Genomic DNA, 21,514 nt, shown 5'->3' with positions numbered 1-21,514 from the left:
AACAACAATATATCACTCAGTAGTAAAGGAGAATAGCTATGAAGATTTGGGAATTAAGAAATTTCTCAGATAACTATGAGTCTTTTCAATTATTAAATTATAAAGAAGATAAAAAGTTTTTTGAAGGGAAGTTTAACTCTACAATAAAATTAGTAGATTCATGGAGAAAGCTACCTATTGAATGTTTAGAGGAAGGAAAGGCCAGTGATTTTCCGCACTTCTGGGGAGAAATTGGTGCCCTAATGGTTAGTGAAAAGGCAAAAAAATTATTAGAGTCTATAGTAGGTACTGATGTTGAATTCTTACCCCTTATACGTAACTCAAATAGTGAAATATATTATTTAGTTCATGTATTGAATGTACTAGATGCAATTGATAGTGATAAAGCAATCTTTAAAAAACTGATTACAGGCCTTATAGTAGGTTGTGAAAAGTTCGCATTTGATTTTAATATAGTTCAAAATGAAATGATATTTAAGGTTTACATAAATGGAAAAATTCATCCTACGGCTGTTTTTATTTCGGATGAATTGAAGGTTTTAATTGAACAAAGTGATTTAAAAGGTTTTGAATTTATTGAAGTGTGGGATTCGGAAGAGCTTTCGTAAAGAAATTCTAACATTATTAATGACCCTGATAAGTTTACGATAAAAATTTAAGTCCCCTTGTTATACAAATTAGGGGACTATTGATCTCGTATTAACGAGCAGTAAGATTCCCTCTTCAAAATGCGGCTAAAGCAAAGACGTTAGGTGGGAGATCAACTGCTCGTAAAAGCCCGATTGGAGAAGGCTAATAATTAGTGGGGGGTGGACAAAACTTCCGATGAAAAATACTATTTTTCATGCACAAGCATCGAAACATCATCATTAATCAACGTCCCAACATGTTCACCTAAACAAATTCTTTTCATAACGCCAGGCTCATCAAAGTTAAAGACGTGTGCCGGTAAATTATAATCTCGAGCAAGCAATAAAGCTGCTTGATCCATTACTTGTATGTTTTGCCTAACAATATCGTTATAGTTCAGTTTTCGATACATTTTCGCTGATTTATTATATTTTGGATCACTTGTAAAGACACCGTCTACACCTTGTTTTGCGACCAAAATGGCGTCGCTATTCATTTCAATGGCTCTTTGTACACTTGGGTAATCTGTTGTAACGAATGGTTGCCCGTTACCACCACCGAATATGACAACATAACCGTTATCTAAATGATGTACTGCACGTAGGCGAATATATGGTTCAGCTACTGCATTAAAAGGGATGGAAGTCATAACGCGTACTTCTCTATCTGTTTTACTTGTTAAAACGCCGCGAAGCATTAAGCTGTTAATAATCGTACCTAGCGTACCGATATTATCAGCTTCTACACGATCAATTCCCCATTCTTCAGCTAGATGACCTCTGAAAATGTTACCGCCGCCGATGACAATGGATACTTCGATATCTAGGTCAATAATGGATATTATTTCGTTTGCGATATGTTCTAATCGTTTGGAGTTAAAGCTATTTCCAGATTGATCAGCAAGTGCGCCGCCACTTAGTTTAATTAAGACGCGTTTATATGGTTTCATAACAATTCCCCCTATATAGATTGCAATAAAAAAGGAACAAAGGCTAATGCCTTTGTTCCTTCGTAAGAAAATGAAATAGAAAAGAAATAGATATGATGAACTTCTTCACGTGATTTTTCATAACATCCACTCCTTTTCATCCCCATTTATTTAGAATACGTATATCTTTTAGATTATACGAAATAATCTGATGTTTTATCAAGGTTATTTTATTTCTTTTTTATAAAAAAGTGTCAATGAATATTATAAGAAATAAATTTGAATTTTTTGTGACGAACTTGTAGGTTTTTGTATGATTTTGTAGGTTCGCTTATATGATGTGTGAGTAGCTTTTATAAATTCAAATTGAAAGCGTTCGCATGAAGGGGATGAACATAAATGAAAAAATTCGGATTGGCAACACAAATTTTTGTCGCGCTTGTTTTAGGGATTGTAGTAGGGGCAGTCTTTTATGGCAATAAAACGGCGATTTCTTATATCACACCAATTGGGGATATATTTATTCACTTAATTAAGATGATTGTAGTACCGATTGTTATTTCAGCATTAATTGTTGCGGTAGCTGGTGTAGGAGATATGAAAAAGCTTGGGAAACTGGGCGGTAAGACAATTCTTTATTTCGAAATTATTACGACGATTGCTATTTTAATGGGATTACTTGCAGCGAATATATTCCAACCAGGTACTGGCGTTGATATGAGTAATTTACAGCAAAGTGATATTTCTTCTTATAAACAAACAGCAGATGCAACAGAGAAGAAAGGCTTTGCAGAAACGATTGTTCATATTGTACCGAAAAATATATTTGAGTCTATTACACAAGGTGACTTATTACCGATTATATTCTTCTCAGTACTATTCGGTTTAGGAGTTGCAGCAATCGGTGAAAAGGGAAAGCCTGTTTTTAACTTTTTTGAAGGTGTACTCGAAGCGATGTTTTGGGTTACAAATCAAGTGATGAAATTCGCACCATTTGGTGTATTCGCATTAATTGCTGTTACGGTTGCAAAATTTGGTGTAGCAACACTACTTCCTTTAGGAAAACTAGTGCTAGCTGTATACGTAACTGTTATACTATTCGTTGTGATTGTATTAGGTATTAATGCACGAATGGTCGGAGTAAACATTTTTACATTAATAAAAATTTTAAAAGAAGAACTTATTCTTTCATTTACGACAGCAAGTTCAGAAGCTGTTTTACCTAATATAATGAGAAAAATGGAAGAGTTCGGTTGTCCAAAGGCAGTTGCCTCTTTCGTAATTCCGACAGGTTATACATTTAACTTGACTGGATCAGCTATTTATCAAGCGTTAGCGGCATTGTTTGTTGCACAAATGTACGGTGTACACATGTCACTGACGGAGCAAATAACGCTATTATTCGTTCTCATGTTAACATCCAAAGGTATGGCGGGAGTTCCGGGTGCATCATTCGTTGTTGTATTAGCGACGTTAGGATCAATGGGCTTACCGCTAGAAGGCATCGCATTAATTGCGGGAATTGACCGCATTTTAGATATGATTCGCTCAGCTGTCAATGTATTAGGAAATGCATTAGCTGCCATTGTTATGTCGAAGTGGGAAGGCGAATTCGATGATGAGAAAGCAAAACAATATGTAGAAACGGTCAAACAAACAAAAGCAGCGTAAGAGATTGTTAAGGAGTGAGTAATCATGGCAACATTAACTGAAGTTAAAAATGGAGTACGAATTGAAAAAGATTTTTTAGGTGAAAAAGAAGTACCAAATTACGCGTACTACGGTGTACAAACAATGCGTGCAGTGGAGAATTTCCCGATTACAGGATACAAAGTCCATGAAGGTTTAATTAAAGCGTTAGCAATTGTAAAAAAAGCGGCAGCACTTGCTAATGCAGATGTAGGAAGATTGGAATTGAAAAAGGGTGGTGCTATCGCAGAAGCATCACAAGAAATCCTTGAGGGGAAATGGCATGATCATTTCATCGTTGATCCAATTCAAGGTGGTGCAGGAACTTCAATGAATATGAACGCAAATGAAGTCATTGCCAATCGTGCCCTTGAATTATTAGGAATGGAAAAGGGAGACTATGATTATATTAGTCCAAACAGTCATGTAAATATGGCACAATCAACAAACGATGCATTCCCAACAGCGATTCATATTGCAACATTAAATGCATTAGAAGGCTTATTACAAACAATGGGTTATATGCATGATGTATTTGAATTAAAAGCAGAACAGTTCGATCATGTTATTAAAATGGGTCGTACACATTTACAAGATGCTGTGCCAATTCGTCTTGGACAAGAATTTAAAGCATACTCCCGCGTACTTGAACGTGACATGAAACGTATCAAGCAATCACGTCAACATTTATATGAAGTAAATATGGGAGCAACTGCAGTTGGTACAGGCTTAAATGCAGATCCAGAATATATTGAAGCAGTTGTAAAACATTTAGCTACAATTAGTGAACTACCACTTGTTGGTGCAGAAGATTTAGTAGATGCAACTCAAAATACGGATGCGTACACTGAAGTATCTGCAGCACTTAAAGTATGTATGATGAACATGTCTAAAATTGCGAACGACCTTCGTCTAATGGCATCAGGTCCACGCGTTGGATTAGCGGAAATTATGCTACCAGCTCGTCAACCAGGTTCATCTATTATGCCAGGGAAAGTAAACCCTGTTATGCCAGAAGTAATTAATCAAATTGCGTTCCAAGTAATTGGTAACGACCATACAATTTGCCTTGCTTCAGAAGCAGGACAATTAGAATTAAATGTTATGGAACCAGTACTTGTTTTCAACTTACTTCAATCTATTAGCATTATGAATAACGGTTTCCGTGCCTTTACAGATAATTGCTTAAAAGGAATTGAAGCGAATGAAGATCGCTTAAAAGAGTACGTTGAGAAGAGTGTAGGAATTATTACAGCCGTGAACCCTCATATCGGCTATGAAGCAGCAGCTCGCGTTGCGAAAGAAGCAATTGCGACAGGGCAATCCGTTCGAGAACTATGTGTGAAAAATGGTGTATTGTCACAAGAAGAATTAGAGTTAATTCTAGATCCATTCGAAATGACACACCCAGGGATTGCAGGAGCAACTCTTTTAAAGAAAAATTAAAAGAAGAGGGGGACAATCCCCTCTTTTTTGTTTACAATATAGAAATGCTATATATGAATAGAGGTAGGGATGTTATGAGTAAGTTTACAGTGGCTTCTAATGGTGCATTAGAAACAACATTAAGAGGAGCAGAAGTATTATCAACACCACTTTTAAATAAAGGGGTAGCTTTCACACAAGAGGAAAGAGAAGAGTTAGGTTTAAAAGGGTTATTACCGCCAGCGGTTTTAACGTTAGAAGAACAAGCACGCCGAGCGTATGAACAATTTAGTTCTCAGCCGGATGATTTATTAAAGAATGTATACTTAACAGCGTTACATGATCGAAATGAAGTGTTATTTTATCGTATTTTAACAGAGCATTTACGTGAAATGTTACCGATTGTATATACACCAACTGTAGGTGTAGCAATTCAAAGATATAGTCATGAATACCGTAAACCACGTGGCATTTATTTATCAATTAACGATCCATCAGGTATTGAAGATGCATTTGCAAATATCGGTGCAACAGCTGAAAACATTGATTTAGTCGTTGTAACGGATGGAGAAGGTATATTAGGAATTGGTGATTGGGGTGTTGGTGGAATTAACATCGCAATCGGGAAATTGGCTGTATATACGGCCGCAGTTGGAATCGATCCTAGCCGTGTATTACCGGTAATTTTAGATGTAGGTACAAATCGTGAGGAATTATTAAACAATCCATTTTATATTGGAAATCGTCACCCTCGTATAACAGGTGAAGCTTACGATGAATTTATTGATACGTTTGTTCAAGCGGTAAATAAACAATTCCCGAAAGCACTTCTACATTGGGAAGACTTCAGTTCTCGAAATGCACGAAAAATTTTAGATAAATATCGTCATGACGTTTGTACATTTAATGATGATATTCAAGGTACAGGGGCAGTTTCACTTGCTGCTGTATTATCGGCAGTAAAAGCTTCTGGTGTACCGTTAAGTGAACACCGTGTAGTTGTGTTTGGTGCTGGTACGGCTGGAATCGGTATCGCAGATCAAGTAAGAGATGCAATGGTTCGTGTCGGCTTATCAGACGAAGAATCACATAATCGTTTCTGGTGTATTGACCGTAATGGGTTGGTTACAGATAATATGGAAGATCTTCTTGATTTCCAAATTCCATATGCAAGAAAAGAAGCTGAAGTAAGTGATTGGAAACAAAATGATGTGATCGGACTTGCTGAAGTTGTGAAACATGTAAAACCGACAATTTTAATTGGTACATCTACTGTTGCAGGCGCATTTAAAGAGGAAATTATTAAAGAAATGGCTTCTCACGTAGAAAGACCAATCATTTTACCAATGTCGAATCCAACGCCACTTGCTGAAGCGAAACCAGCAGATTTAATCGAGTGGACAGAAGGAAAAGCATTAGTTGCAACAGGAAGTCCGTTTGAACCGGTTACATATAACGGTGTAACGTATGTGATTGGACAGTCAAATAACGCACTTATTTTCCCAGGACTAGGTCTTGGTACAATTGTTGTTCGTGCAAGCGTCATGACGGATGGAATGTTCGCAGCAGCAGCAGAAGCAGTTGCAAGTATGGTAGATACAAGTCAGCCAGGAGCGCCTATTTTGCCAGAAGTTGAAGAGTTACGTAATATCTCTGAACTGGTTGCGATTGAAGTAGCGAAAGTTGCAGTTGCAGAAGGTGTTGCTAGAGAGAACTTAAGTGATGACGATATTAAGATTGCCGTAAAAGAAGCAATATGGGAACCGGAGTATCGCCAAATAAAAGCGGTAGAAAAGGTTAGAATATAGAAGTAAAGCCCGTTTATAATTATAAGCGGGCTTTCACTTTTACAATTGAAAAAAAGCATAGGAAGTGGCACCTTTGAATTGGAATCAATTATGGAAGAAAGATATGTATCTTTTAATTATATTAATGGTTGTTGTTCCGATTGCTGGAGAGCTCAATTTTCATCCTTTTAATGATATGTTTCGTGTTAGTTTCGGGACACCGCTTTTCTTCTTTTTATTACTATTTTTAAGAAGAGTGCCAGCAGCAGCTGCAGGTATTCTTGTAGGTATATCTGTAGTCTTATTTCGTGTATGTCTTGACTGGGTATTGCAAGGTTCATTCCATATGACAGAATCATTTTATTTGCGTTATCCTGTGTTCTTTTATTATTTTATTTATGGAAGTCTTTTTTCGCTTTGTAGGGTGAATAAGTTTCATCAGAAGCCAATTGTGATAGGATGTCTTGGAATTACAATTGAAATTATCGCAAGTATGTCTGAACTTGCGTTTTATCATATGTTAGTGCTGGGGACAACGATAACAGTTTCTGAAGTGAATAAACTAATTATTATTGCTATTTTCCGTAGTTTCTTTGCACTTGGTTTTTTAAATATGATGAACTTATATGAAACGAAGTTAAAAGAATCACAAGTTCGAAAAGAAAATGAAAATATGTTAATGTACCTCTCTAATTTATATGTGGAATCTGTCCATTTGAAAAAAACGTTACAAAATGCTGAGTTAATTACACAAGAAGCATATCAACTATATCGAAACTTACAAGCGAACGATGATTTAAATAGCAAAACAGCATTAAAAATAGCAGGAGAAGTGCACGAAATCAAAAAGGATAATCAAAGAATTTTTGCAGGACTATCTAAACTGTTATTAGATAAAAATGTGGCTGAGTATGTAGAAGGACATGAATTAGCGGAAATGATTGTAAGAATTAATGAGAAGTACGCTGAAATGTTAGAAAAAGATATACGTTTTTCGGAACATATAGAAGGTGAGCATGCAGAATATCATGTGTACACGGTCTTATCCATTTTTAATAACTTAGTTGCAAATGCAGTTGAAGCGATTGAGGGTAGAGGTCTCATTATTATTAAGCTATATAAACGAGATAAACATATATTCTTTGAAGTAATTGACGATGGTCCTGGTATTGCACAGAAGTATAAGAAATTAGTATTTAAGCCAGGATTTACTTCAAAGTATGATCAAACGGGAACACCTTCAACAGGTATTGGACTTTCTTACATAAACGAAATGGTAACAGAGCTAGGTGGAGAAGTGAGATTAGAAGACCGAGAAACTGGCGGAGGGTGTAAGTTTATCGTTTGTTTACCGGAGTGCAGTTTAAAGCGGGAAGGAGAATAAAGTTGTTTTATTATATCGTAGATGATGATGAAGTTTTCCGCTCCATGCTTTCACAAATTATTGAAGATGGCGATCTTGGGGAAGTAATTGGAGAGTCGGAAGATGGAGCTTTTATTGAAGCAGATCAACTAAATTTTAAAAAAGTAGATATTTTATTTATTGATTTATTAATGCCAATGCGAGATGGGATTGAAACAGTTCGCCATATTGCGTCCTCTTTTTCAGGGAAAATCATTATGATTTCTCAAGTTGAATCGAAACAGCTTATTGGTGAGGCGTATACACTTGGTGTTGAATATTATATTACAAAACCATTGAACAAAATTGAGGTTATGTCTGTTGTACGTAAAGTAATGGAACGTATTCGTTTAGAGCGCTCTATACATGATATTCAAAAATCATTGAATAACGTTTTTAAGTGGGAACAGCCGCAAGTTCGAAATGAGCCAATACAAGAAGGAAAAAGAATAGCAGATTCAGGGCGCTATTTATTATCAGAACTTGGTATTGCGGGAGAGAATGGAAGTAAAGATTTACTTAGTATGTTGGAATATTTATATGGACAAGAAAAAGAGCAAACGTTTGAATTTGGATTTCCTGCGCTAAAAGATATCTTTCACCATATAACTATAAGAAAATTAGAGAATATAGCTTCAGATGCAGATATAGATAAGGAGAGAAAAGCATCTGAACAAAGGGTACGTAGAGCGATTTATCAATCGTTAAATCACTTAGCTTCCCTTGGATTAACAGACTTTTCAAATCCGAAATTTGAAAGCTATGCTCCGAAATTTTTTGATTTCACTGTAGTTAGAAAACGAATGACAGAAATGACAAAGGATGAAGTAGCAACTTCTGGCCATATACGAATTAATACGAAGAAGTTTATTCAAGTGTTGTATTTTGAGGCGAAACGGTTGATGGAGATAGCGTGAAAAAAGGTGCTTATAAATGAGCATCTTTTTTTATTAAATCTACATTTTATATTTTCTCGTAGAGCATGTAAAATGTTAGTTAAGAGAAATTGGTTTTAAATTAAGGAAGTGTCAAAAAATGAGTTTTACATTAAATAAATCGATTATTAAAGAAGTATGCGGAGAGACCTCATATAAAAGAGGTGAAGCTTATTATAAATCAAATAAAGTAATAATAAATCATTATGATGAAAATAAAGAAATTTGCGAGGCAACGGTAAAAGGGAATGAAGATTTTCATGTTACAGTAGAAAAAGCTAAAAAAGGTGATGTTGTTGCGAAATGTAGTTGTCCTTCATTAGCGTCTTTTCAAACGTACTGTCAACATGTTGCAGCCGTACTAATACAAATAAATTATAACCAGCAAACGGGCGGCATGTCCGAAAATATGAGCGGAAATGATCAATTAACGAGCGGGATGTTTCAGTTGTTTGCAGACAAACCACTGCGGCCAAAAAGTAAACAACACCGTTTTGATACACGTGAAATATTAGATGTTGCGTTTATATGTTCACCAGTAGCGACGAAAAGCGGTGGGGCCCTTCTTGGAATTCAGTTAAAACTTGCGAAAACATATTTTATAAATCATATTAGAGAATTTCTTTCTAACGTGGAGAAAAGAGAGACTTTTCATTGTTCCAATGAATTTACATACACACCAGATGTACATAGCTTCAGGCAAGAAACGGATGCGATTATTCAGCAGCTCATTAAAATTTATCATAATGAAAAAATGTATGAGGATACACTGGAAGTACATGCAAAACAAGATGATAGTATGATTTTAATACCGCCAGCTTCATGGAAGGATATGCTTTCTTTACTTTCTAAAGTTGAGTTTGTGGGACTTAATCAAGATGGAAAATCTTTTCACGGTTTACAAATTTCAAAAGGGCTACTTCCTTTACATTTTGAGTTTAATAAAGGGAGTAACGATGGGTTTACACTTTATATTGACGGCTTACAACAAGTAGAAGTAATGGATACGTATAGTTATGCTCTATTTGGAGGGAAACTGTATCAGTTGAACGCTGAGGATTGTAAGCGGCTTATCGAATTACAAAAAATGATGAATCGTTCTAGTAGTAACCAATTGTATATTCCAGCAGATAAGATGGAGCACTTTGTAGCAAAAGTTGTACCAGGGTTAATGAAGCTAGGAACTGTGCGAATAGATGAGGTAGTATCAGATTGTGTGGAAACGCCTTCGCTAAAAGCAAAATTGTATTTAGATCGAGTGAAAAATCGTTTGTTAGCAGGTCTCGAATTTCATTATGGAAACGTCGTGATTAATCCGTTAGAAGAGGATGGGCAGCCATCTGTTTTTAATCGTGATGAGAAAAAGGAAAAAGAGATTTTAGAAATTATGAGTGAAAGTGCCTTTGCGAAAACGGAAGGCGGTTATTTTATGCATAATGAAGAAGCTGAGTATAACTTTTTATATCATGCTGTTCCAACGTTAAAAGGTTTAGTTGATATTTATGCGACGTCAGCAATCAAATTACGAATTCATAAGGGAGACACAGCTCCTCTTATAAGAGTTAGAAGGAAAGAGAGAATTGATTGGTTATCATTCCGCTTTGATATAAAAGGTATTCCAGAGGCAGAAATTAAAGGGGTATTAGTCGCTCTTGAGGAGAAACGAAAATATTATCGTTTAGCAAGTGGTGCTCTACTATCACTTGAGAGTAAAGAGTTTAATGATATTAATCAGTTTATAAAAGAATCTAGTATTCGAAAAGAATTTTTAAAAGGCGAAGAAATAGATGTCCCTCTTATTCGTAGTGTGAAATGGATGAATTCACTGCAAGAAGGAAACGTATTAAGTTTAGATGAGTCTGTTCAAGAATTGGTAGAGAACATTCAAAACCCTAAAAAGCTGAAGTTTGCGGTGCCAAGTGGCTTAGATGCGATAATGAGAGAGTATCAAACATACGGATTCCAGTGGATGAAAACACTTGCCTATTATCGTTTTGGCGGCATTTTAGCTGATGATATGGGACTGGGGAAAACGTTGCAAAGTATTGCTTTTATAGACTCTGTTTTGCCGGAAATTCGAGAGAAGAAACTGCCTATATTAGTTGTTTCTCCGTCGTCCCTCGTTTACAACTGGCTTAGCGAGTTGAAAAAATTCGCTCCACATATTAGAGCAGTTATTGCCGATGGAAATCAAGCAGAGCGCCGAAAAATTTTAAAAGATATAACGAAATTTGATGTTGTCATTACGTCATATCCTTTACTGAGAAGAGATATAAGGTTATATGAGCAGCCATTTCATACGCTATTTCTTGATGAAGCACAAGCATTTAAAAATCATACGACGCAAACTGCAAGAGCGGTAAAAACAGTGCAGGCGGAGTACCGTTTTGGATTAACAGGAACACCTGTAGAAAATTCATTAGAAGAGCTATGGTCTATCTTCCACGTCGTCTTCCCAGAATTATTACCGGGAAGAAAAGAGTTCGGTGATTTAAGACGTGAAGATATTGCGAAGCGGGTAAAACCTTTCGTGTTAAGAAGGTTAAAGGGTGATGTATTACACGAACTCCCAGAAAAAATTGAGCACTTACAATCATCAGAACTTTTACCAGATCAAAAGAGGCTTTACGCAGCTTATTTAGCAAAGTTAAGAGAAGAAACGTTAAAACATTTGGATAAAGATACGTTACGTAAAAATAAAATTCGGGTTTTAGCTGGTTTAACGAGACTACGGCAAATTTGTTGTCATCCTGCTTTGTTTGTTGATGACTATAAAGGTAGTTCAGCTAAATTTGATCAGCTGCTAGAAATTTTGGAGGAATGCAGAAGTACAGGGAAGAGAATTCTTATCTTTTCCCAATTTACGAAGATGCTTTCGATAATCGGACGTGAATTAAATCGTCAAGCAGTTCCATACTTTTATTTAGACGGGAGTACACCAGCGCAAGAACGTGTAGAGCTATGCAATCGGTTTAACGAAGGAGAAGGGGATCTATTTCTTATTTCGTTAAAAGCTGGTGGCACAGGACTAAATTTAACAGGTGCAGATACAGTTATATTGTACGACTTGTGGTGGAATCCAGCTGTTGAACAACAAGCTGCGGATAGAGCGTATCGAATGGGACAAAAAAATACAGTGCAAGTGATTAAGTTAGTAGCACATGGAACAATTGAAGAAAAAATGCACGAGTTACAAGAGAGTAAGAAAAATTTAATCGCTGAAATTATCGAGCCGGGAGAAGAGAAGTTATCTTCTATTACGGAGGAAGAAATCCGCGATATTCTTATGATTTAATATGGAAAAAGCTATGCTTTCATAGAGATGAAAGCATAGCTTTTTTGTTGTAATAATTATATTTTGTTTTGTACAAAGTAAAGAGATAAAGTGAAACTTTAAATAGTGGGAGTTGTTCGTCTCCCACTATTTATTTTATTTCTTTGTACCTTTACTTTTGTATGGTTTTGCAGCTTTCTTTTTCGCACTTGATTGCCAACGGTTCCATCCTTTACTTCCTGTACCTTGTCCTACACCTTTTTTCGGTTTTGCTTTCGTTTTACTCATATGATCACTCCGTTATATAAAAAATCTGATTTGATAATAGCCAATGTTTTAGAAAAATACTATCGATAAATGACTATGCTTGCTTTAAATAAAAACAAACTGCTTGAATGCTATAGTATATCATGAAATTGCGAGTAAACTGAAAGGAATTATAAAGAAAATGAAAATAATAAGAAATACTGCGGATTCTATATTTCGAACAATCACACTAGTTGTTGTATATATGTTAGTTTCAATTAGTGAAATGTTTTTTGGATTGAAGAGACAAAGGAAATAAAAATGTTATATTAAGAACAGTCGGTAAAGGCATAAAATAAAGAATTGAAAATTTTTTTAAAACTTTTTGTTGACTTTATCTATTTTTTGTATAGAATAATCATTAATAAAATGTTTCAGAGATGTGACAATAAAACGACTATGAAAGGACGAGTAGTAGTAGGATGTAGTTTAAGCGAGTCAGGGACGGTGTGAGCCTGATACGAAGCCTATTATGAAGAACCTCCTGGAGTCGCTAACCGAAATCCTTTATAGGAAAGTAGACTTAGCCGGGAACTTCGCCGTTACAAGAAGAACAGTATCGAGATTTTTTAATCTCCGTACTGTATAAGTGAGCAACCTCTGTTGCTAATTTGGGTGGTACCGCGGAACCAAAGTCTTTCGTCCCAGTTTTTTGGGAAAGAAGGGCTTTTTTTGTTGGCTTCTTTTCACAACATCCAAACATTTTAGGAGGAAACCACCATGTATCAATCATTAATGACAGTAAGAGAGACTCAAATCGCAATTAAGGAAGTTAAAACATTTTTCGAGGATCAATTAGCAAAACGTCTTGAACTATTCCGCGTATCTGCACCATTATTCGTAACGAAAAAATCAGGATTAAACGATCACTTAAACGGTGTAGAACGTCCAATTGAATTTGATATGTTACATTCAGGAGAAGAATTAGAAATTGTGCATTCACTAGCGAAGTGGAAAAGATTCGCATTACATGAATACGGATATGAAGCTGGTGAAGGTTTATATACAAACATGAACGCGATTCGTCGTGATGAAGAACTTGATGCAACACATTCCATTTATGTTGACCAATGGGATTGGGAAAAAATCGTTCAAAAAGAATGGCGTACTGTCGATTACTTACAAAAAACAGTACAAACAATTTATGGAATATTCAAAGAATTGGAAGATCACTTATTTGAAAAGTATCCGTTCCTTGGAAAGTATTTACCAGAAGAAATTGTTTTCATTACTTCTCAAGAACTGGAAGATAAATATCCAGAATTAACACCGAAAGATCGTGAACATGCAATTGCGAAAGAACACGGTGCAGTCTTTATTATTGGAATTGGTGATGCACTCCGTTCAGGTGAAAAGCACGATGGACGCGCGTCCGATTATGATGATTGGAAATTAAACGGTGACATTTTATTCTGGCACCCAGTACTACAAGCTTCGTTCGAATTATCATCAATGGGAATTCGTGTTGATAGTAAAGCACTTGATGAGCAATTAACGAAAACTGGTGAAGACTTCAAACGTGAGTATGATTTCCATAAAGGTATTTTAGAAGACGTACTACCATTAACAATTGGTGGTGGTATTGGACAATCAAGAATGTGTATGTACTTCTTACGTAAAGCACATATCGGTGAAGTTCAATCTTCTGTATGGCCTGATGATTTACGTGAAGCTTGCAAGAAAGAAAACATTCATTTGTTTTAATATAAGTGAGAGGGAGAGTGGCTCGAAAATAGAGTTACTCTCCCTTTTTTATTGTGTAAACTGGTGGTTTACAGTGAGTGTTACTAATAGTTTCTTTCTTTTTCATCTCCTTTTATGTAATAATTTGTTAAAGGAGGGGACGTTATGAACTTAGGAGCACAGCTAAAAAAACTACGAGAGTCAAAGGGTTTTTCGCAAGAGGATGTTGCAAAGAAAATCGGTGTAACTAGGCAAGCGGTGTATAAGTGGGAAAATGATAAAAGTTACCCTGACATTGATAATTTAATTTTATTGAGCGAAATGTACAACGTTACGCTCGATGAATTAATAAAAGGGAATCAAAACTTTAAAGAGAAAATACATATTGATGAAGAAGATGAGGATTTTGAGAAAGAGAATGAGTTTGGCTTTTATATTGGATTTGGTTTGCTAATTATGAGTGCTTTCATTGATTACGAAGGAATTCAAGAGATTTTATTAGGGGCTGCGCTATTCATGATGGTCTTTTATTCCGACGTGAAGAAAGTTATTTTGAATGAATTTCGCTCGTTATTTAAAGGAAAAGATATATATGATAAGAAGTGAGAAGAGTCCGTTATATTTCCTAGGAAAAGGTATTGCGAATAATTTAATTATTTTATAACGATTTTTAGATATAGGTAATATGTTAAAAAGCTGTTTGTATAGAGTCTTGAAATCTATGTGTAAAATGATAATAAAGTTATTTAATTTTAAAAGCTCAAACGAGTATAGCCCCGTTCTAAAGTTAGGACGGGGCTGAAAATTTAAGTTTTATGGAGTAAGAATGTGCTTCAAATATTTTTACTTCAGTAATGAATATTTCAGTAAAGGCTTTTTATAAAACATCACTTACTTATTTGTTATCGAGTTCTTCCGCCAAACCGATTAAAATTCCTTCGGTTCCACGAATGTAGCAGAGTCGATACGAGTTCTCATACTGAACTACTTCTCCAACGAGCTGAGCACCATGCTTAGTAAGTCTGGATACCATTTCGTCAATGTCCTCGACGGTGAACATGACGCGCAGATAACCGAGGGCGTTTACAGGAGCTGTCCGGTGATCTGCTATAGTAGGTGGGGTGAGAAATCGCGAAAGTTCAATTCGGCTGTGACCATCTGGCGTAACCATCATAGCAATCTCTACGCACTGAGAACCGAGTCCAGTTACGCGACCAGCCCATTCACCTTCGACAGTAGCTCGCCCTTCGAGATTCAAGCCAATCTCCTCGAAGAAAGAGATTGCGTTATCAAGTGATTCTACAACGATGCTGATATTGTCCATTCTTAGTAATTTGTTTTTTGTCATTGTCTTTATCTCCTTATATGTATAAATTTATTATCTAATTATCCTCATAATTATACTAGAATCTCTTCTAAACAAAAAACACCTTGTCACAGTGTAGGAAAATGTGACAAGGTGTTTTCGGGTATGTCATATAACAACTTATTAACAAAAAACACTTCGTAAACTTTCTACTATTGAAATATACGCGAACTTTATTTCGTGAATACTATCATTTCAAGTAGTTTCAAGAATTTGATACTGTAGTTGCTATTTGATAAAAGAACTTCGACTTCCCCGCAAAATATTCCCACCCTATTTCTATTTATATAGGAAGGAAATAGATTCGTATAATTTGTTTTAAGTTTTACTGGTGGGAATTAACTCATCTGCACTAAAGGCTCAATTTTCGCCATAAATGATTGATGTAGTGCTTCAACACCATCTACTAAGTGAATACGGTCAATTACAACGGATACTTTAATTTCCGATGTACTTACCATTTTAATATGAATACCGCCTTCTTTTAAAGTAGTAAACATATTCGCAGCAACTCCTGGGTTAGATACCATACCAGATCCTACAATTGATACTTTTGCTAAATGATTTTCATGTTCTACAGATTCATAGTGAAGTGCTTCTTGATTTTGTTCCAATACTTCTAATGTTTCTCTTAAATCATTAGAATGGATCGAGAAGGAGAGGTGAACAGTTCCTTCATTTGTAATACTTTGAATAATAATATCTACATTAATATGTGCTGCTGCTAATGTAGAGAAAACTGTTGAAAGTGCACCTTGTTCTAATCCTTTAATTGTGACACGTGTAATATTATCCTCAAATGCAATACCTTTAACGATTGATTGTTGTTCCATGTTACATTCTCCCCTTACAATTGTTCCGTTTTCTTGTCCCATACTTGAGCGAACTTCTAAAATTACATTATGATTTTTAGCAAATTCAACAGCGCGTGGGTGTAATACGCCAGCACCGAGGTTGGCAAGCTCTAACATTTCGTCATAAGAAATTTCATCTAATTTATAAGCATCTTGTACAACTCGTGGATCAGTCGTATATACGCCGGTCACATCCGTATAAATATCACATTTTTTTGCTTTTAGTGCAGCAGCTAATGCGACAGCAGTCGTATCGGAGCCACCGCGGCCAAGCGTTGTAATTTCATTTTCTTCACTTATTCCTTGGAAACCAGCTACTATAACAATCGTTCCTTCAGTAAGGTGAGACTGAATACGAGTGGTGTTAATGTCAGTAATCCGTGCACTACTATGTACAGATTCTGTCGTAATACCAGCTTGCCATCCTGTTAATGAAATTGCGTTATAACCTTTTGTTTGTAGTGCTATTGTTAATAATGAAATAGTTACTTGCTCTCCTGTTGATAGAAGCATATCCATTTCACGTTTACTTGGATTTTCAGTAATAGCGTTAGCAAGTGCTACAAGTTTATCCGTACTTTTTCCCATTGCTGAAACGACAGAGACAATACTATGTCCTCGTTCATATTCTTCAATAATTAAATTTGCTACATGTTGAATGCGTTCGACGCTTCCGACAGAAGTACCGCCAAATTTTTGTACAATCGTTTCCATTACGAATTCCTTCTTTCGTCCATTTTTAAGAATAGGTTAGGACATATACAAATCCCAATATTCCTGTAGTTACTAGAGAGAAAAACAAAAAACACCATCTCAAATAAGTGAGGATGGTGCTGTTACAGGGAAAGGGAAACAGAAAACGGAGCTAATAAAAAAACCGCCAAAAAAGGAATATCATAAAAATGATATCTCTTTTTTGTAGATAGCTCTTCATACGTACACGTCTGTACATATGACAGTTCTGTTTCTATTCGAAAACAGCCCCAATTGATAAATGCAGAGAAATTTATCAATTTCGGCAACACTTCCTTTCCTCTAAAATCATAGACATCTCTGTGTCTCCTTTAGAATACTTATAAGCGTTGCAACCTCTATCTCACGTTTTAGGCGAGAGTGTATGATTTATGAAGTTGTTGGTAACATTTGTTTTATAATAATTTAAATTTTTCAGGGAATCAAGTGTTTTTTGTATTTTTTTGAAATTCTATCTTTTTATTAAATTAGTTTGTGAAAAATGTAGCAAAATCGATTCATTGCATGTACATTGAAAATATAGCGCATGGGAGGTGGAAGGATGGGGAAGAAAAAGCCTATTTATGTAGCCACAGAAATGAACACAACAATGGAGAAACTATGGGCATATACACAAGAGCCTGATATACATACAGAGTGGGATGCTCGTTTTACTGAGATTTCGTATTTAGAAAAAAAAGAGGGAGAACCACAGAAGTTTTTATATAAAACAAAGATCGGATTTGGACTTGAAATAGCCGGAGAAGGGGAATCGATAGGTGAAATAAGAAAAGAAACTGGAGAACGCATTTCCTCTTTAAAATTTTGGACAGACAATCAATTATCACTTATACAAATAGGGCGTGGTTATTGGAAGTATACACCGAATGAAGAACATATTCATTTTGAAACGCAATATGATTATGATACGAGATTTGGTCGTATAGGAAATGTGATAGATTTATATGTTTTTCGTCCACTATTAGGTTGGGCGACAGCATGGAGTTTTGATGCTTTAAAATTATGGTTAGAAAAGGGACTTCATCCTAAGTTGCTAATTAGAAGAACGATGACGTATTGGCTAGTTTGCTTTTTATTTGCTTTCGTATGGTTATATCAAGGGATTGTACCGAAATTGATGTTTACTCATTCAGAAGAAGTAAAGATGCTTTCTGCACTAATCGGATCGAATGAAAGTAGTATTTTTATACTTAAAATAGTTGGATTTTTAGAAAAAATATGGGGTGTTATGTGGCTATTGCCACTTCAAAAGCGAAAACTATTTATATTGCATATTATATTGTTGATAGTTTTAACATTAGCGGCAGGATGGACGAATATCGCTAGTTTTACGCAACCGTTTAATCCGATTACATTAAATTTTCTTCTAATAGGGTTATCGATTGTCGGTTATATAAATAGCACTAATTTGCCAAGCGCAAAAAATTGCAAGAGGACGAGAAAGGGATAAGTATATGGTTAATATTTATGAAAGATTATTAGGGGATTCTTATAAAAGGCTTCATCCAAAATTGCAGGAACGATATGCGATAACAAAGGAAAATAGCTTTATTGGGGAAGGGGAAATGGATGAAATTTATGGAGGATCTTTTTTCGTTAAATTAATATTAAAAATTACATCGAAGTTTCGAATATTTTTCTCTGAGCGAGGGCAAAAAGTTCCGTTTGTGATACATAATACCGCTGAGCGAGATGAACATGGAAATGAGTTTGTACGGTGGAATCGTACTTTTTATTTTCATAATAAGAAAAGATATTTTAACGCTGTTATGCAGTTGGATGAAGAGAATAATGAAATTGTAGATTATTTTGGTGAGCCACATTTACTCGTTTCTACATTGAATTTTTATATTGATGAAAAAGGCGGGATGCATATTTCTTCAAAGAAACAATGGTTTTTTATGTTTGGAAGAAAAATACCGTTACCTAGATTTTTATACGGAGAGGCAAAAATTGTTGAAAGTTATGATGATGCACTGCAATGTTTTCGAATTCATGTACAAGTACGGAATCCGTTAATTGGTTCGTTATTTTCATATAAGGGAACATTTGTGGAAAGGGAATAAACGATATGAAAAATATACTATTTGGGCTTGCTTGCTATATTATTTTTCTAATATATGAGTGGTCAAATGTAAACCCAGTTGAAGCAATTATTTTATTATCTATTTTGTTATTTATACCGATGTCTTTTTGTATTATTGACAAGAAAAAAAGAAATGGATCGTATGTATTATTTTATAAATTTGTATCGTTTTTATATCCAATCGCAGCAATCAGTGCAATGCTAGCTTTCGTAACAAATCACTATTTCTTTGCGCTACTTTGGTTTGCATATACAGGAATCGTTGCGTTATTTGGTGTAAGTAGATTGTTAGAAAGAGGATGGAAACCGATAGAAGAGACGGCTATCGATAGTGCGTTTATTTATTTGTTTTTAGGTGGTTTTTGGTTTTTTGCTTCAGTAGCAAAGGTTTCAATTATGCACTTTAGTTCTGACATTGTTTTACTTACAGCGGCACACTTTCATTATTCGGCATTTTTATTGCCGTTATCAGCTGGTTTACTTGGAAGAAAAAGAGAACGGGGAAGTAAGTTATATGACTCTATTATGTTTATCATCGTCATTTCTCCAATGACAGTTGCAATAGGAATTACGTATTCGAGGGTATTTGAATTTTTTGCAGTGTTCATATATTTATGTGCCATTTATGGATATGGGATTTACGTATGGAGAACGAAATTCAATGCTATAAGTGCAAAGATTCTCCTTACTCTTTCATCCAGTACACTTATGGTAACAATAATGTTTTCACTCATATATTCATACGGAAATTTCAAACAAGTAATGACGATTACAATTGCACAAATGGTCTGGATTCACGGTGTTGTAAATGGAATTGGAGTAGCGTTACCAGCTTTTCTTGGTTGGATGATTGAAAAGAGTACTCCGAATTATAAATATTACGGGAAAACAATGAGCAGGTTAAGAGGAAATGCGACAGTTGGTGAAGCATTTTTACATAACAGAAATTTAATAGATAGCAAGGAATACAAAGGTTTAGTTGATAAAATGAATGATTTTCATAGTGAGGCATTTGACATGACGAAGATTCCTTTAAGTATTATTCGTTTTTATGAAAATACAAAAGAGTATGAGTTACAATCGCATATTAAATGGACTCGTTGGTTCCGCCCGGTTGCATTTTGTTATGAGAAAATGAGTAAGCGTGTAGGACAAATACATTTAGGAATGGGCGGCAAGTGGGAAACGATGCATGGCTCTATCATTGGGATAATAGATGAGAAGGATGGAAGAGAGAATGTAAGGGCTTGGCTAAGAAAAAATGAAGCAGGAGAGTCTGTTTTTGTAGCCCTCTATTCAAAGCATGCATACAAGAACGAGACATATATGAATATCGCATTGCCTTTACCATATTCGAATATGACTGGTATTTTGAAGTTGTACAATGATACGAACCAGTTAATGATTACAAGTAAGCTAAGAGAGCGTCGTAAGGGAGATGAAGGGATATACTTACATACCCGCTTCTTTACAATACGCTTACCATTAGCAGAGACTTTTATTATTAAAGAGAGAAAGGATCAAATATTAGAAGCTAATCATAGAATGTGGATATTTGGAGTTAATTTTTTAGAAATTGATTATGAGATTAAGAAAATAGAGGGAAAGTAAGAAAGGCTTGGAGAGATTCCAAGCTTTTTTACGTATGGGTAATTGTCATAGCAACTTGTTTATCCAAGTCTTGGTCCCAAACACGCTGAATTTCAAACGTACCTTTTTCAAAAAATAATGGGAATCTCTCTTTAAACCAATCTTGCATAGGAAGATTGAGTGCTGTATCAATTGGCACCCATAATAATTCGCCTTCAGGAGGATTCAAAAGGAGTTCACCTTCAAATGAATCTGTCCAATAGTTAAATACCATATATCGAACATTTTCTTTCGGATTTACGTATTCATCTAATCCCTTAAAAGTTAAATTTGAAACAAGTAATCCAGTTTCTTCTTTTACTTCTCGTTTAGCAGCTTGAACGATACTTTCTGGAAAATCTACTTTACCGCCAGGAGCGATGTAACCAGGGAAGCCTAGATGATCCGGCCGTTGTATTAGTAATACTTCGTTATTATGTTGAATCATACACATTGTATAAATGCGGTGTTCGACGCTTTTCCAATTCGTGCTCATACGAATCTCTCCTCTTATAAAGTGAAACTTTAATCAGTGGGGGGTTCTTCATCTCCCACTGATTATTAGCCCTCACCAATCGGGCTTTTACGGGCAGTTGATCACCCACCTAACTTCTTTGCTTTCGCTGAATTTTGAGGTGGGGGTCTTACTGCCCGTTAATGCGGGATGAAATGAGTCTCTTATAGTTTAACTATAGTTATTTGTTCCAAAAAATACAATAATAAGACAAAATTATACAAAATGCAATTGACTATTACTAATTTTCAGA

At 35.4% G+C, this 21,514-nt stretch carries 17 protein-coding genes, 1 riboswitch and 1 other annotated feature; of the genes, 12 read left to right on the top strand and 5 right to left on the bottom strand.

The features are described 5' to 3' along the window. The first annotated feature begins 38 nt into the window (after window positions 1–38). The gene (locus tag SB773_RS00915; RefSeq protein WP_340803337.1) at window positions 39–608 is read left to right on the top strand and encodes an imm11 family protein; all 570 of its coding nucleotides are present in this window, start codon (window positions 39–41) and stop codon (window positions 606–608) included. Between the two features lie 227 nt (window positions 609–835). On the opposite strand, the gene pyrH is transcribed toward SB773_RS00915, so the two are convergent. Then, window positions 836–1,579, bottom strand: a complete 744-nt coding sequence (pyrH, locus tag SB773_RS00910; RefSeq protein WP_003188660.1) for a UMP kinase — start codon at window positions 1,577–1,579, stop codon at window positions 836–838. Between the two features lie 378 nt (window positions 1,580–1,957). Between pyrH and SB773_RS00905 the strand changes: the two genes are divergently transcribed. The 6 genes from SB773_RS00905 to SB773_RS00880 all read left to right on the top strand — a co-directional run bounded on the left by SB773_RS00905 (window position 1,958) and on the right by SB773_RS00880 (window position 12,091). Further along, window positions 1,958–3,229 (top strand): cation:dicarboxylate symporter family transporter, encoded by a 1,272-nt coding sequence (locus tag SB773_RS00905; protein WP_002130957.1) that lies wholly within the window; start codon window positions 1,958–1,960, stop codon window positions 3,227–3,229. Between the two features lie 24 nt (window positions 3,230–3,253). Next, window positions 3,254–4,693, top strand: a complete 1,440-nt coding sequence (gene aspA, locus SB773_RS00900; RefSeq protein WP_002012229.1) for an aspartate ammonia-lyase — start codon at window positions 3,254–3,256, stop codon at window positions 4,691–4,693. 74 nt (window positions 4,694–4,767) lie between these two features. After that, window positions 4,768–6,480, top strand: a complete 1,713-nt coding sequence (gene malS, locus SB773_RS00895; protein WP_002126727.1) for an oxaloacetate-decarboxylating malate dehydrogenase — start codon at window positions 4,768–4,770, stop codon at window positions 6,478–6,480. Window positions 6,481–6,544: 64 nt separating this feature from the next. Then, a complete protein-coding gene (locus tag SB773_RS00890; protein WP_087946990.1) occupies window positions 6,545–7,843 on the top strand; it encodes a sensor histidine kinase in 1,299 nt (432 codons plus the stop codon). Window positions 7,844–7,845: 2 nt separating this feature from the next. Next, window positions 7,846–8,778, top strand: coding sequence for a response regulator (locus SB773_RS00885; protein ID WP_060751548.1), 933 nt, complete (start codon window positions 7,846–7,848; stop codon window positions 8,776–8,778). Window positions 8,779–8,896: 118 nt separating this feature from the next. Continuing rightward, on the top strand, window positions 8,897–12,091 hold the full coding sequence (locus SB773_RS00880; RefSeq protein ID WP_060751547.1) for a DEAD/DEAH box helicase: 3,195 nt from the start codon (window positions 8,897–8,899) through the stop codon (window positions 12,089–12,091). Between the two features lie 135 nt (window positions 12,092–12,226). Here SB773_RS00880 and SB773_RS00875 read toward each other — a convergent pair whose 3' ends face one another. Then, a complete protein-coding gene (locus SB773_RS00875; RefSeq protein ID WP_000047589.1) occupies window positions 12,227–12,358 on the bottom strand; it encodes a DUF3934 family protein in 132 nt (43 codons plus the stop codon). 408 nt (window positions 12,359–12,766) lie between these two features. Continuing rightward, window positions 12,767–13,026, top strand: a binding site (T-box leader). 70 nt (window positions 13,027–13,096) lie between these two features. On the opposite strand from SB773_RS00875, the gene asnA reads away from it, so the two are divergent. Both asnA and SB773_RS00865 read left to right on the top strand, forming a co-directional pair. Further along, window positions 13,097–14,080, top strand: coding sequence for an aspartate--ammonia ligase (gene asnA, locus SB773_RS00870; RefSeq protein ID WP_016104478.1), 984 nt, complete (start codon window positions 13,097–13,099; stop codon window positions 14,078–14,080). A gap of 144 nt (window positions 14,081–14,224) precedes the next feature. Further along, window positions 14,225–14,665 carry a helix-turn-helix domain-containing protein gene (locus tag SB773_RS00865; RefSeq protein WP_201038476.1) on the top strand — a complete coding sequence of 147 codons (441 nt, stop codon included), beginning with the start codon at window positions 14,225–14,227 and terminating at the stop codon, window positions 14,663–14,665. A 289-nt stretch (window positions 14,666–14,954) separates the two neighbouring features. Here the strand turns inward: SB773_RS00865 and SB773_RS00860 are convergent, their stop codons facing one another. Next, the gene (locus SB773_RS00860; protein WP_060751544.1) at window positions 14,955–15,407 is read right to left on the bottom strand and encodes a VOC family protein; all 453 of its coding nucleotides are present in this window, start codon (window positions 15,405–15,407) and stop codon (window positions 14,955–14,957) included. A 356-nt stretch (window positions 15,408–15,763) separates the two neighbouring features. Continuing rightward, window positions 15,764–16,993: an aspartate kinase gene (locus tag SB773_RS00855; RefSeq protein WP_410588167.1), complete on the bottom strand. Its 1,230-nt coding sequence runs from the start codon at window positions 16,991–16,993 to the stop codon at window positions 15,764–15,766. Between the two features lie 201 nt (window positions 16,994–17,194). After that, a riboswitch (Lysine riboswitch) is annotated at window positions 17,195–17,381 on the bottom strand. 192 nt (window positions 17,382–17,573) lie between these two features. Between SB773_RS00855 and SB773_RS00850 the strand changes: the two genes are divergently transcribed. From SB773_RS00850 to SB773_RS00840, 3 genes are read left to right on the top strand one after another with little or no spacing between them, the layout of a single operon-like run. After that, complete coding sequence (locus SB773_RS00850) at window positions 17,574–18,482, top strand: DoxX-like family protein (protein ID WP_410588165.1); 909 nt, start codon at window positions 17,574–17,576, stop codon at window positions 18,480–18,482. Between the two features lie 4 nt (window positions 18,483–18,486). Then, window positions 18,487–19,098: a DUF4166 domain-containing protein gene (locus SB773_RS00845; RefSeq protein ID WP_410588163.1), complete on the top strand. Its 612-nt coding sequence runs from the start codon at window positions 18,487–18,489 to the stop codon at window positions 19,096–19,098. A 5-nt stretch (window positions 19,099–19,103) separates the two neighbouring features. Then, window positions 19,104–20,729, top strand: coding sequence for a YndJ family protein (locus SB773_RS00840; RefSeq protein WP_002186172.1), 1,626 nt, complete (start codon window positions 19,104–19,106; stop codon window positions 20,727–20,729). Window positions 20,730–20,757: 28 nt separating this feature from the next. Here SB773_RS00840 and SB773_RS00835 read toward each other — a convergent pair whose 3' ends face one another. Then, window positions 20,758–21,243 (bottom strand): 8-oxo-dGTP diphosphatase, encoded by a 486-nt coding sequence (locus SB773_RS00835; protein WP_002135545.1) that lies wholly within the window; start codon window positions 21,241–21,243, stop codon window positions 20,758–20,760. Window positions 21,244–21,514 lie beyond the last annotated feature (271 nt).

Origin of the sequence: Bacillus sp. SIMBA_074 (assembly GCF_046534555.1) — a bacterium.
GTDB lineage: Bacteria > Bacillota > Bacilli > Bacillales > Bacillaceae_G > Bacillus_A > Bacillus_A mycoides.
Note: the sequence above shows the minus strand (reverse complement) of the source record. Positions and strands in the feature narration are given on the sequence as shown.

What these genes read in the sequence shown, in the direction of transcription:
- SB773_RS00915 (WP_340803337.1), top strand. Translation starts at nt 39, where the DNA reads ATGAAGATTTGGGAATTAAGAAATTTCTCAGATAACTATGAGTCTTTT.
- pyrH (WP_003188660.1), bottom strand. Translation starts at nt 1,579, where the DNA reads ATGAAACCATATAAACGCGTCTTAATTAAACTAAGTGGCGGCGCACTT.
- SB773_RS00905 (WP_002130957.1), top strand. Translation starts at nt 1,958, where the DNA reads ATGAAAAAATTCGGATTGGCAACACAAATTTTTGTCGCGCTTGTTTTA.
- aspA (WP_002012229.1), top strand. Translation starts at nt 3,254, where the DNA reads ATGGCAACATTAACTGAAGTTAAAAATGGAGTACGAATTGAAAAAGAT.
- malS (WP_002126727.1), top strand. Translation starts at nt 4,768, where the DNA reads ATGAGTAAGTTTACAGTGGCTTCTAATGGTGCATTAGAAACAACATTA.
- SB773_RS00880 (WP_060751547.1), top strand. Translation starts at nt 8,897, where the DNA reads ATGAGTTTTACATTAAATAAATCGATTATTAAAGAAGTATGCGGAGAG.
- SB773_RS00875 (WP_000047589.1), bottom strand. Translation starts at nt 12,358, where the DNA reads ATGAGTAAAACGAAAGCAAAACCGAAAAAAGGTGTAGGACAAGGTACA.
- asnA (WP_016104478.1), top strand. Translation starts at nt 13,097, where the DNA reads ATGTATCAATCATTAATGACAGTAAGAGAGACTCAAATCGCAATTAAG.
- SB773_RS00865 (WP_201038476.1), top strand. Translation starts at nt 14,225, where the DNA reads ATGAACTTAGGAGCACAGCTAAAAAAACTACGAGAGTCAAAGGGTTTT.
- SB773_RS00860 (WP_060751544.1), bottom strand. Translation starts at nt 15,407, where the DNA reads ATGACAAAAAACAAATTACTAAGAATGGACAATATCAGCATCGTTGTA.
- SB773_RS00855 (WP_410588167.1), bottom strand. Translation starts at nt 16,993, where the DNA reads ATGGAAACGATTGTACAAAAATTTGGCGGTACTTCTGTCGGAAGCGTC.
- SB773_RS00850 (WP_410588165.1), top strand. Translation starts at nt 17,574, where the DNA reads ATGGGGAAGAAAAAGCCTATTTATGTAGCCACAGAAATGAACACAACA.
- SB773_RS00845 (WP_410588163.1), top strand. Translation starts at nt 18,487, where the DNA reads ATGGTTAATATTTATGAAAGATTATTAGGGGATTCTTATAAAAGGCTT.
- SB773_RS00840 (WP_002186172.1), top strand. Translation starts at nt 19,104, where the DNA reads ATGAAAAATATACTATTTGGGCTTGCTTGCTATATTATTTTTCTAATA.
- SB773_RS00835 (WP_002135545.1), bottom strand. Translation starts at nt 21,243, where the DNA reads ATGAGCACGAATTGGAAAAGCGTCGAACACCGCATTTATACAATGTGT.